A 12,742-nucleotide genomic window follows, 5' to 3' on the forward strand; every position below is an offset into this window, starting at 1 on the left:
ATTGTTGGTGCTGGAGGATTTGGAAGAGAGGTTGCATGGCTAATAGAAGAAATAAATAAGAAAGAGTTGCAGTGGAATATTCTTGGATTTATAGATGATGATTTGAGTAAAAAAGGCAACTTTTTAAATGCATATGAAATACTTGGAGATCTGCAATCTTTAGAAAAGATAAAGGATTTATATTTTGCTTGTGCAATAGGTAATTCCAATATAAAGGCCAAACTTGCTAATAGATGTGAAGAAATAGGACTTAAGCCAGCAACATTGATTCATCCTAATGTAGAGTTGGGAAACTTTAATGAGATCGGTATTGGAAATATAATTTGTGCAGGAAATGTAATAACTGTAAATGTTAAAACTGGAAAATATGTTACTATAAACTTATCTTGTACTATAGGACATGATGTTATATTGAAAGATTATATAACTGTGTATCCAAGTGTAAGTATTTCAGGAAATTGCGATATTGGTGAGCGAGTGGAGATTGGTACAAGAACTGCTATAATACAAGGGCTAACTATTGGGAAAGGATCTATATTAGGCGCAGGATCTGTAGTAGTAAAAAATATACCAAAGTGTTGTACAGCAGTTGGAGTGCCAGCAAAACCGATTAAATTTTCAAATATGGAGGAATAATTATGTTTAAGAATAAAGTGCTTTTAATAACTGGAGGAACAGGATCATTTGGTCATGCAGTATTAAAGAGATTTATTGATTCAGATATAAGAGAAATAAGAATATTCTCAAGAGATGAAAAAAAGCAAGATGATATGAGAACTTATATAAAAAGTGATAAAGTAAAGTACTATATAGGTGATGTAAGAGATTACGAGAGTATTGACTATGCTATGAAGGGAGTAAACTATGTATTCCATGCAGCGGCATTAAAACAAGTACCTTCATGTGAGTTTTATCCAATGGAAGCAATTAAAACTAATGTAGAAGGATCTGATAATGTTTTTAAAGCAGCATTACATAATAATGTTGAGAGAGTAATTTTATTAAGTACTGATAAAGCTGTTTACCCAGTAAATGCTATGGGTATATCAAAAGCTCTAGCAGAGAAAGTTATGATAGCAAGAGCAAGAGCTACTGCTGAAGGAGAAACAGTTTTTTGTGCAACTAGATATGGAAATGTTATGGCATCTAGAGGTTCTGTAATTCCATTATTTATAAATCAGATAAAAGAAGGAAAAGATTTAACAATAACTGATCCTAATATGACAAGGTATTTAATGTCATTAGAAGAATCGGTTGATTTAGTTCTTTATGCTTTTGAAAATGGTGAGCAAGGTGATATTTTTGTACAAAAGGCTCCTGCATCTACAATTTTAGAATTAGCTACAGCTGTAAAGGAGATATTTGATTCTAATGTAGGAACTAAAATAATAGGCCCTAGACATGGTGAGAAATCATATGAAACTTTATTAACTAAAGAAGAGTATGTTAAAGCTATAGACTGTGGAAATTACTTTAGAATACCTTCAGATAATAGAGATTTAAATTATGCAAAATATTTTACAGAAGGTAACAATGAGATAAGAAACCAAGAAGAGTATAATTCAGATAATACAAATAGAGTAAACGTAGAAGAAGTTAAAAAGATGTTGTTAAAGCTACCATATATTCAACATGAGTTAGAAAGCATCGGAAAAGAAGCTAGTAAAGATGTAATGACAGAATTAGTTTAATAAAGGGGATTTTACATGAATATATTATTTTTAACACTAGCTTATCCAGAAAAGGCTAATAGTAGAGGAATATATATAGATTTAATGAATGAACTAAAAAGTAGGGGTAATAATATAACAGTCGTTACTCCTACTGAAAAAAGAAACAATAAAGAAACTTATATATCTGATTGTAATGGCGTAAAAGTTTTAAGAGTTAAAACTGGAAATATACAAAAAACAAATAAGATAGAAAAAGGAATAAGTACATTATTAATAGAAAGTCAATTTATTAAAGCTATAAAAAAAGAATTAAAAAATGTAAAGTTTGATTTAATCATGTATTCTACTCCTCCTATTACTTTTGAGAAAGTTATAAAGTATATAAAAAATAGAGACAATGCAAAATCCTATTTATTATTAAAAGATATATTTCCTCAAAATGCAGTTGATCTTAATATGATAAGTAAAAATGGCTTAATTTATAAGTATTTTAGAAAAAAAGAAGAAAAGTTATATAAGATATCTGACTATATAGGTTGTATGTCTGAAAGAAATAAAGAATATATATTAGAGCATAACAGTTGGTTAGACCATAGCAAGGTAGAAATATGTCCTAATAGCATAGAGCCATTAGAGTTTAATGAAATACCAAAGGATGAAAAATTATCAATTAGGAATAAACATAATTTACCTAATGATTCTACTATAATAGTCTATGGAGGAAATTTAGGAAAACCTCAGGGGATAGACTTTCTAATGGAGGTATTAGAAAGCAATAAAAATAACAGTGATGTATTTTTCTTAATAGTTGGAGGGGGAACTGAGTACAGTAAAATTTCAAATTGGATTGAGTTAAACTCTCCTAAAAATTGTTTATTGTATTCAATGTTACCAAAAGAAGATTATGATAACTTGATCAAAGCATGCGATATAGGGCTAATCTTATTAGATAACAGATTTACAATACCAAACTTTCCATCAAGACTATTAAGCTATATGGAAATTGGTATTCCAGTAATAGCAGCAACTGATAAAAATACAGATGTGGGAATAGTAATCGAAAATGGGGATTTTGGATATTGGTGTGAAAGTGGAGATTTAACGGAGTTCAATAATTTAATTAAAAAGATTAGTATAAATAGAGATAATTTGATTGAGATGGGTAAAAATGGAAGATTATATCTAGAAGATAATTATACTGTTAAAACTTCAGCAGATATCATTATTAATAGGATATAGGAGGATAATAATATGAAAATTTTGGTGACAGGATCTAAAGGTTTTATAGGGAAAAATTTAGTTTCTGTATTAAAACAATTAGGTGAAAATGAAGTAATAGAGATAGATAAAGAAAATTCACTTGAAGAGCTAAATGAGGCTTTAGATAAAGCAGAATTCATATTTCATTTAGCTGGAATTAATAGACCCAAAAATGAAAATGAATTTTTTGAAGGAAATTCAGGGTTAACTAAAGATATTGTGAATTATTTAAAAAGTAAAAATAAGAACACTCCTATTGTAATAACATCATCTATACAAGCAGAATTGGATAATGCATATGGTAAAAGTAAAAAGATGGCTGAAGAGTATTTAAAGCAATATAGTATGGATTCTTCTGCAAAAGTTACAATTTATAGATTACCAAATGTATTTGGGAAATGGTGTAGGCCAAATTATAACTCAGCAGTAGCTACTTTTTGTCATAATATAGCTAAAGATATCGAAATATGGATAAATGATAGATCTATAGAGTTGAATTTAGTTTATATAGATGATGTTATTAGGTGTTTAATAAATGAAACTAATGATATAGAAAATGAATTTTCATTTAAGGAAATTGACATAATATATAAGAAAACTTTAGGTTACATTGTAGATAGTCTTAGAGGATTTAAAGAAATAAGAAAGACTGGAGTTCTTCCAAATTTTTCGGATGAGTTTTTAAAAGTTCTTTACTCTACATATTTATCATACTTACCAGAAGATGAATTTTCTTATCTTTTGGATAAAAAGGTAGATAATAGAGGGTGGTTAGCTGAAATAGTTAAATCAAAAGAATTTGGACAAATTTTTGTATCTAAAACAAAACCAGGTATAACAAGGGGAAATCATTATCATCATACTAAGGTTGAAAAATTTATTGTTATTCAAGGTAAAGCTGAAGTTAAATTTAGAAATATAAATGATAACAAGATTATATCATATAAAGTTGATGGTGAAGATTTAGAAGTAATTGATATACCAGTTGGATATACTCATTCCATTACCAATATAGGAGAAGATGAAGTAATAACTCTATTTTGGGCAAATGAAATTTTTAATCAAGAGAAACCTGACACTTTTTGGGAAGAAGTATAAAATAAGTATGTAATATATTCTGGAGGAGCTATTATGAAAAAATTAAAGCTTATGACTATAGTTGGAACTAGACCTGAAATAATTAGACTTTCAGAGGTTATTAAAGCCTGTGATAGATATTTTGATCATATATTAGTACATACAGGTCAAAATTGGGATTATACATTAAATGATGTATTTTTTGATGAACTAGGTTTAAGAAAACCAAATCATTTTCTTGGAGTAGTTGGAAACGACCTAGGAGAAACAATGGGGAATATTATTGCCGAATCATATAAGGTAATAAGTAAAGAAAAACCAGATGCTTTATTGGTTCTTGGAGATACAAATAGTTGCTTAGCTGCTGTTTCAGCTAAAAGGCTAAAGGTTCCTATATTCCATATGGAAGCAGGAAATAGATGTTTTGATCAAAATGTGCCTGAAGAAATTAATAGAAAGATAGTGGATCATGTAAGTGATATTAATTTAGCTTATACAGAGCACTCAAGAAGATATTTGTTAAGTGAAGGAATTAGAAAAGAGCACATTTTTGTTACTGGTTCGCCTATAAAAGAAGTCTTAACTAAAAATATGGATATGATCGAAAAGTCTGATATATTAGAAAAATTAGAGTTAGAAAAAGGAAAATATATATTAGTTAGTGCTCATAGAGAAGAAAACATAGATAACGATGAAAATTTATTTGGTTTAGTAGAAGCTTTAAATACAGTAGCAGAAAACTATAATATGCCAATTATATATTCTACTCATCCAAGGAGCTGGAAGAGAATAGAAGAAAAACAAATATCATTTCATCCATTGGTAAGACAATTAAAGCCTTTTGGATTTATGGATTATAATAAATTACAAAAGAATGCTTTTTGTGTATTATCTGACAGTGGTACTTTAAGTGAAGAATCAGCTATGCTAAATTTCCCAGGAGTATTAATAAGAACAAGTACTGAAAGACCTGAAGTTTTAGATAAGGGTTCTGTTATAGTTGGAGGAATTAAGAAAGATGATATCCTACAATCAATAGAGCTTGCAAAATCAATGGAAGAAAATAATGAGGAAGTTTTACTAGCAATAGACTATAATGATGAAAATGTATCAGTTAAAGTTGTTAAAATAATTCAAAGTTTCACTAAGATAATTAATAAGGTAACTTGGGGAAAGTAAAATTTCTGTCTACTAATTAATTAAGTTGATTAGTAGACAAAATTCATATTTGGAGGATTTTATGAAAATATTAATGATAGGTCTCATTTCCAGGGCAAATTAATGGAATGACAATAGCTAATAAGATGGTTAGTGAAGGATTGATTGAGAATGGAAATCATTTAGAGATTATAGTTACAAATGCAGATAAAGAAAACAATGCAAAGAAGTTTGGTGGTTTAAATGAACAAGGTAAATTTGATCTATCTAAGGTTTTATGGAGCTTAAAGCCAATTTTAAAGGGCTGTTATAAGATATTATTTAAAAATTTTGATGTTGTTTATATAACACCAGCTCAGAGCTTTATTGGATTTATGAAATATACATTTTTTATAAGTGCTTCTAAATTATCTAAAACTCCTTGCTACTTACATTTTCATGGTGGTTTTGTAAGGAAAATGTATGATTCAGTTTCTCAAAGAAAAAAGAAAATTGTTTCTAAGTACTTAAATATGAGTAATGGGATAATAGTTTTAGGTAACTCTTTAGTAAAAATGTTTGATAATATTGTGCCTGAGGAAAAGGTTTTTGTTTGTGAAAACGGAGTACAAAAAGAATTTGTTTTAAATAATAATGAATTTATTGCTAAACAAAATAGAATGAAAAATAGCAAAGGTATTAATATACTATATTTAAGCAATTTAATGAAAACAAAAGGAATACTTGAATTGTTAGATGCTTGTAAAGTTATGAAAGATAATAATATAGAATTTAAGCTAAATCTTGCAGGATCTATAGAAACTGACATAGAAAGTGAAGTAAATAAAAAAATAGAAGAACTTAATGGGTTTGTTGAATATCATGGTTTAGTTAAAGGCAAAAGAAAAAGAGAACTTTTAATAGGCAACGATATTTTTTGTCTTCCAACATACTATCCTAATGAAGGACAACCGATTTCTATTTTAGAAGCAATGATTACTGGAAATGCTATAGTTACAACTTATCAAGGTGGAATAAGTGATATATTTGAAGATAAAGTAAATGGATGTGTTTGTGAAGCAGAAAAAAATAGTATAGCGAATGCAATTTTAGAAACAAAGAAAAATATTTTAATGTACAGTAATAATAACTACGAAATTGCTAATAATTCTTATACAGATAGAATGTTTGTAAAGAAGATAGAAAATATATTAAGCAAGTAGTATAAATAAACTAAAAATTTGATAAAGGATTGATAATATGTTATATATAGCAATAGAATTAGCATTAGTACTTTGCTGCTTTATAATAAAAGATAAAGATAAAAAAGATAATGTTTATAAAATAATGTTTTTACTTTTAACATTACTTTTAGTGTTTAGATACGGTCAAGGAACAGATTATTTTAATTATAATATTATATTTAATAATTTAGGTGGCTATCAAAATATTTTTAATGCTGGGGATCCTGGGTTTAATGTACTAATACTATTAACTAGATCAATAGGAATAAGTTACATTCAATTTAATGCAATTATAGCAATTATATCAATGTTATTGGTATATAGATTTTTCCATAAATTTTGTGAAAATAAACTACTAGCTTTAACTGTATTTTATCCAGTATATTATATGGTATTTTGGTATAGTGCTATAAGACAAGGCTTAGCAATGTCAATATTCGTTGGTGTGCTATTGCCTCTTTTACATAAGAAAAAATATATTTCTTATGTAATTGGAACAATTATTACAGCATCATTTCACTTATCTGCTATGTTTTTATTAGTATTATTAGTAGTAAAATTTATTCCTCTATATAATAAGAAAGTTTTTACTGGAATATTTACAACTATTATACTTTATCAGATATTAGGTGTACAAAATTTATTAATAAAAATATTACCAAGTCATTTTCAGTCTAGAATATATGTATATCTATCTGATAGTATATCTTATAGTGGCTTATTAAATAGATTATTTATATTCTTTATAGTAATTTATTTATTTTATAGTAGTAGTGAAGAAAAGAAAGAAAATAATTTATTCTTATTAAATATTTATATTTTTGGATTGTTTTTATATTTAATATTAATGACAAGTCCTGCCATTGCATCAAGATTAAATTTTTATATAAAAATAGTAGATTGTGTACTTATTGCTAATTTAGCTCCTATGTATATTAAAACAAAGATAGAAATTGGAAAAATGGCTATAATAAGTGGAATAATGATAATTTTATTAATAAAGAATATAAATTCTTTATTATATCAAGGAAACTACTATAGTTATGTAAATGTGATTAATTATCCATATGTAACTATATTTAATAAAGATTCTATTCATTCATATATGCAAATAAACAGTGATGAAAGATATAGAGGTCTTTTCCCAGTAAAATATCAATGGCCAGTTGTGTTAGATAAAGATTTTGAAAAAATACCTGATTAAATAGCTTTGATTTAATATTAAGGAAAAATTAATTGTTTTAAAATACTTTATTAAATATAATACTAAGTGTACTATTTTAATTAGTGTACTTAGTATTTTTTTATAAGTAAGGAGGGAGTTTTATGAAAAAGTCTACATTTATTGCAGTAAGTGGATTGGTTATAGTTTTTTTATTTATATCTGCAATACAAAATAAAACTAAAGTTTATGAAAAACAAACAATATATGAAACTCCAGAAGAAGCTATTGTAAATTTTATAGGGTATGCAAATGTGCATGAAAAAGTAAAAATAAACAAAGGAATTTATGAAGATAGAACGCCTCAAGAATTTCATGAAAGTATATCAAGAAGGTATAGGCTATATAATAGTAATAATACGATAGTAAATCAAATTAAAGAGCAGATTCCTGTATTGTATGAATATGAGCTTAGTTTAGCAAATAAAGAAGAAATTAACTACTTCATAGATTCTTATGAAAAATCTTATGATTTAATACCTAATTATAAGAAACCAGATGTAGTTAAATTTTATAAATTAGATTCTATAGGAGGATATGATTTATATACTGATAAGAGTTTAATAAATGAAGATGGAACTATCAAAAAAGTTAATGAAAAAGAAACAAAAACTCAAAATATAACTATCTATTTAGTAGTTATTGATGAGGGAGAAGGTTATGTAGTTGATTATTATGAAGTAGCTCATAACTAATTTTATAAGAGGTAAAAAGTTAAGTAAGGAATTTTAAAATTTATATAATAATATTTAATTTAAAACTGTGTAGGGGGAATGGTAATATGAAGAAAGCAAGCTTAAAAGAAGCGCAATTAAGAATGTTAGAGATACTTATTGAAGTTGATAGAATATGTAAAAAGCATCATATAAACTATTGGCTAGATGCAGGAACACTTTTAGGAGCTATAAGGCATGAGGGATTTATTCCGTGGGATGATGATCTTGATATAGGTATGTTAAGAAAAGACTATAATAAATTTTTACAAATAGTTAAAAATGAATTAAATTCAAATTTTATATTTCAAAGTCCTGAAACAGATGATTTATGTCAAAATGCTTTTGCTAAGATAAGAGATAAAAATAGCGAGATAAGAAGTAAGCATAATAATGAAAGGAATTTGGGAGTTTTTATAGATATATTTCCATATGATAGTTTTACAAAGAAAAACATTTATTATAAAAAGTTTTTTAATGCGATTATATTAAGCAAGTGGTTTGGAGATTTAGAATTTAAAAAACCATTCTTAAAAAATATTTTAAAGAACTTAATAATATTTATATGTAAAATAACTAATAGCATATATTATTTTATACCATATGAAAAAGTGATAAAAAATATGTATAAAAACGCATCAAAAAGCGAAGTAACGGAAGCAGAAAAAATAGTATATGGAGTAGAAGTGCCTTTTAAGGAAGCGGTACACAAATCAGATGTATTTCCATTAAAAACTTATAACTTTGAAGGTTTAGAATTTCCTGTACCTAATAATCATGAAAATGTATTAAAAGTTTTCTATAATGAATGGGAAAAATTTCCTCCTAAAGAGTGTCAAATACCATCTCATACTGATGATATTTACATAAAGAATTAAGTTGATCAAGTGAAGGGAGAGTTTAGAAATGCTAAAAGTAAAAAACTTTTCTCTTACATTAAATGAAAAGATGGTCTTGGAAAATATAAACTTTTCAGTTGAAAGAGGCAAGGTGTTAGGAATTGTTGGACCTAGTGGTATGGGGAAAACTTCTTTAATCAAAAGTATAGTTGGGATTTACAAAGGGACTGAAGGAGCAATTTTTTTAGATGGACAAGATGTTTATGATAATCCAATAACAAAAAGTAAAATAGCCTTTGTTCCAGATGAGCATAGCAGTTTCTATTTAATAACATTAAAAGAAATAATTAATTATTATAAAAAAATATATGAAAATTTTGATGAAGATAAGTTTTATCGTATAAATAAAGTTTTTAGAATACCTACTAATAGAAGATTTTTTCAATTATCTAAAGGTATGAAGGCTAGGGTAAATCTTATGATGGCTTTTTCTTTAAATGCAGATTTGTTAGTTTTAGATGAGCCTACATCTGGCCTTGATCCTATATTAAAAGAGAAGGTATTAAAGATAATTATAAATGAGGTTTCTACAAAAGAAAAACTAGTTATAATAAGTTCGCATAATTTAGGTGAACTTGAAAGGATATGCGATGAAGTGCTTATATTAAATGATGGGAAGATTGATTATCATAATTCTTTAGAAAGTATGAAGAAAAATATAAAAAAGATACAAGTTGCATTTGATATTCCAGTTTATGAGGAAGATTTAAATATAAATGGGATATTTAATATATCTCAAGTTGGTAGAGTCTTTACAATAATTACTGAAAAATATGATGATAATTTAAAAAAGCAATTGAAAAAATTTAATCCCTTATTTATAGATGAAATAGATTTAACTTTAGAGGAAGTATTCATTTATAAGCTCGAAAAGGAGGGGGAGTATGAAGAAATATTTAGGTAAGGCTCTATTTTATCAAGGTGATTCTAATATATTTCCTTTTTTGATTATAATTTATATAGCATCATTTTTCATTAATAAGAGCATTATTAGTAATTGGTTTAATTATACATTAAAAGGTTATCTATATAATGATAGTTATTGGGGGCATTTAAATAAGTATATTTATAATTTTGAAGGACTATTTTTTTTAGTATTATATTTAATAATTGTTTATATAATAGCAACTGGTATATTTAAAAGAAAAAAGTGGTCAACTTTATTAGCTGGACCATTTTCACGAATGGATATAAGAAAAAGAGAATTTATAGTGCTAATTATTTCAAATATAGTTTATATATTTATCTATTTAATAATTATTGGACAAAGTGTATTAGAAAATAGGGAGCTTGTAGTGTATATTGGCAATTTAAATGAATTAATATTATTAGATATTATTAGAATAATTAGTATATCTACAATAGTAATAGGATTTTTATGTTTTTTTGACTCAATTTTTTCTAACATATATTATTTCTTTGGTTCATTAGTATTTATATTTATTTATCTAGTTTCAATACTAATTAATATTGAATCAAGTGCTTATATTAATTATATTTATATTGGTGAAGAAAAAATTAAAGGATTACGATATTTATATGGCATATGTTATCAATATTTGAGCGGAACATATTATGAAATACCTATATCAAACTCGGAAATAATTTATATATCAATATCATTGATTTTATTAGGGATTATTTTTATAATAATAGCTAAGAATTTAACTAACAAGATGTTAGTTGAGAGTATGAGTGAAGGAATAATATTTGATTTTCCTAAAAAAATAGGAAAACTTATGGTGATTACTTTTCCAGGTTTATTATTATCACCAACTTTAAGTGAATTAATAAATGAAATATATTATTATAATTTGCAGTATGAAGAATTATTTTTCATAAGAAAGATACTAATATTTACGATTTCTATAGCAACATATTTTATATTAAGAAGGTTAAAGGGGAAGAAAAAACAAAAGATATACAAATAAAAGCTATACTATTTTAGCACAGCTTTTATTTAAATTAATCTAATTGAATTACTTCTTTAGTTTTTGGAGTAAATATAATATATCCTATTATAATTGAGATTACTGTTGGAATAACCCAACCAAAGCCTAATTCTCCTAAGGGAATAAAACTTAAATTTAATCCCGGAATTGCAAATAATAACCCAAATGCTAGTGAAGTATATACTCCAAGTCTTACAGCTCTTATATTCTTTAAAACTTTTGATAAAAGAGTAGTTGCAATTAATGTGATAGAAACTGGATATAATACATTAAGTATAGGTACAGATAAAAGAACTATTTTATCAACTCCTAATGTAGCAATACCTAAACTAATTATAGCTAGGACTATAGCATTAAATTTATATGGTAACTTTCCTTTTGATACTTTTTCAAAAAATGTCGCACCAGCAGTTAATAGCCCAATAGATGTTGTCAAGCAAGCAAGGCCCATAGCAACTCCAATTATTACAGGACCAATTGAGCCTAATACATTTTTAGATATTAAGATTAATAAGGCTGTTTTACCTATGTCAGATGGAGCTAAATTAACAGTTTGTGCTCCTATGTAAGTTAATCCACCATATACAAATGCAAGTCCAATAACGGCTATAAGGCTTGATTTTAAGATCATTGGTGAAAGCTGTTTTTCTTTGTATCCTTTGTCTTTTATTGACTTTGTTATTATCCCAGCAAATAAAAGAGCTGCTATTGCATCCATAGTTTGATATCCTTCTAATAATGAGGATGGAAAAACAGAAACAGCATTTGTTTCTAATATAGGACCTATAGGCATTAATGTACCTTTGACAATAATAGTTACTAACAGTACTATTAAAGCAGGTGTTAAGTATTTTCCAATTGTATCTATTATAGAAGTACTTTTTAAAACAAAAAATAAATTTATTACAAAATAAATTGTCATTGCCCAAAATGCTGATATATTAGGGAAAAATGGATTTATTGTAAGCTCAAAAGTAGTTGCAGCTGTTCTAGGAATACCAAGCATTGGCCCTATAGCTGTAAAAAGCACAGCTGTAAAAATAATAGCAAATTTTTTATTTATTTTTCCAGCAAGAGCTTCAAAAGTGCCACTGCACTTAGAACAAGCAAGGATAGCTAAAAGTGGTAATCCAACTCCTGTAAATATAAAACCTATAATTCCTAATAAAAATTCACTTCCTATTTTATTTCCTAGGAAAGCAGGAAATATAAGGTTTCCAGCTCCAAAAAACATTGAAAATAGAGCAAAACCAACAACAATGGAATCTTTCGTACTTTTCTTCATATTTTTACCTTCCTTTACTTAAAGTTATAACAGAATTTAATTTCACAACAAATTATTATCAAAACTTATAATTTAATAATAGTTTAATAATAAAAATATATTATTATTATTAAATGTTAAATTGTATATTTTTTATATTACCATGATGAAGAAAATTATTCAATAAATTATTAAATTAAAACTTAAGAGAAATAATGGTATAATGAAATTGATATTTAAGAGAAACTTAATTGTTAAATTCATAAATTTTATAAAAAAAGCACATGATATTAAATGAAAT

At 26.3% G+C, this 12,742-nt stretch carries 11 protein-coding genes and 1 pseudogene; 11 read left to right on the forward strand and 1 reads right to left on the reverse strand.

Going from position 1 to position 12,742, the window contains the following annotated elements; genetic code table 11:
- Positions 1-3 precede the first annotated feature (3 nt).
- From ACH36K_RS05105 to ACH36K_RS05155, 11 genes and pseudogenes are all read left to right on the forward strand, one after another.
- Positions 4-636 (forward strand): annotated as a pseudogene (locus tag ACH36K_RS05105) (acetyltransferase); the annotation flags it as partial.
- Positions 637-638: 2 nt separating this feature from the next.
- Positions 639-1,691 carry a polysaccharide biosynthesis protein gene (locus tag ACH36K_RS05110; protein WP_411169878.1) on the forward strand — a complete coding sequence of 351 codons (1,053 nt, stop codon included), beginning with the start codon at positions 639-641 and terminating at the stop codon, positions 1,689-1,691.
- A 15-nt stretch (positions 1,692-1,706) separates the two neighbouring features.
- Complete coding sequence (locus tag ACH36K_RS05115) at positions 1,707-2,912, forward strand: glycosyltransferase family 4 protein (RefSeq protein WP_411169879.1); 1,206 nt, start codon at positions 1,707-1,709, stop codon at positions 2,910-2,912.
- Between the two features lie 12 nt (positions 2,913-2,924).
- Entirely contained in the window at positions 2,925-4,031 is a 1,107-nt protein-coding gene (locus ACH36K_RS05120; protein WP_411169880.1) for an NAD-dependent epimerase/dehydratase family protein, read from the forward strand.
- 33 nt (positions 4,032-4,064) lie between these two features.
- Positions 4,065-5,189: a non-hydrolyzing UDP-N-acetylglucosamine 2-epimerase gene (gene wecB / locus ACH36K_RS05125; RefSeq protein ID WP_411169881.1), complete on the forward strand. Its 1,125-nt coding sequence runs from the start codon at positions 4,065-4,067 to the stop codon at positions 5,187-5,189.
- A gap of 107 nt (positions 5,190-5,296) precedes the next feature.
- Positions 5,297-6,370 (forward strand): glycosyltransferase family 4 protein, encoded by a 1,074-nt coding sequence (locus ACH36K_RS05130; protein WP_411169882.1) that lies wholly within the window; start codon positions 5,297-5,299, stop codon positions 6,368-6,370.
- A 37-nt stretch (positions 6,371-6,407) separates the two neighbouring features.
- Complete coding sequence (locus ACH36K_RS05135; protein WP_411169883.1) at positions 6,408-7,595, forward strand: EpsG family protein; 1,188 nt, start codon at positions 6,408-6,410, stop codon at positions 7,593-7,595.
- Between the two features lie 122 nt (positions 7,596-7,717).
- Positions 7,718-8,308, forward strand: coding sequence for a hypothetical protein (locus ACH36K_RS05140; RefSeq protein WP_411169884.1), 591 nt, complete (start codon positions 7,718-7,720; stop codon positions 8,306-8,308).
- An 86-nt stretch (positions 8,309-8,394) separates the two neighbouring features.
- Entirely contained in the window at positions 8,395-9,204 is an 810-nt protein-coding gene (locus ACH36K_RS05145; protein WP_411169885.1) for a phosphorylcholine transferase LicD, read from the forward strand.
- A gap of 28 nt (positions 9,205-9,232) precedes the next feature.
- Complete coding sequence (locus tag ACH36K_RS05150) at positions 9,233-10,129, forward strand: ABC transporter ATP-binding protein (RefSeq protein WP_411169886.1); 897 nt, start codon at positions 9,233-9,235, stop codon at positions 10,127-10,129.
- Complete coding sequence (locus ACH36K_RS05155; protein ID WP_411169887.1) at positions 10,110-11,156, forward strand: hypothetical protein; 1,047 nt, start codon at positions 10,110-10,112, stop codon at positions 11,154-11,156. The genes ACH36K_RS05150 and ACH36K_RS05155 overlap by 20 nt, the downstream gene beginning before the upstream one ends.
- A 34-nt stretch (positions 11,157-11,190) precedes the next feature.
- Here ACH36K_RS05155 and brnQ read toward each other — a convergent pair whose 3' ends face one another.
- Positions 11,191-12,462 (reverse strand): branched-chain amino acid transport system II carrier protein, encoded by a 1,272-nt coding sequence (gene brnQ, locus ACH36K_RS05160; RefSeq protein ID WP_411169888.1) that lies wholly within the window; start codon positions 12,460-12,462, stop codon positions 11,191-11,193.
- Positions 12,463-12,742 lie beyond the last annotated feature (280 nt).

This window comes from Clostridium sp. MB05 (assembly GCF_046581255.1).
GTDB lineage: Bacteria > Bacillota > Clostridia > Clostridiales > Clostridiaceae > Clostridium.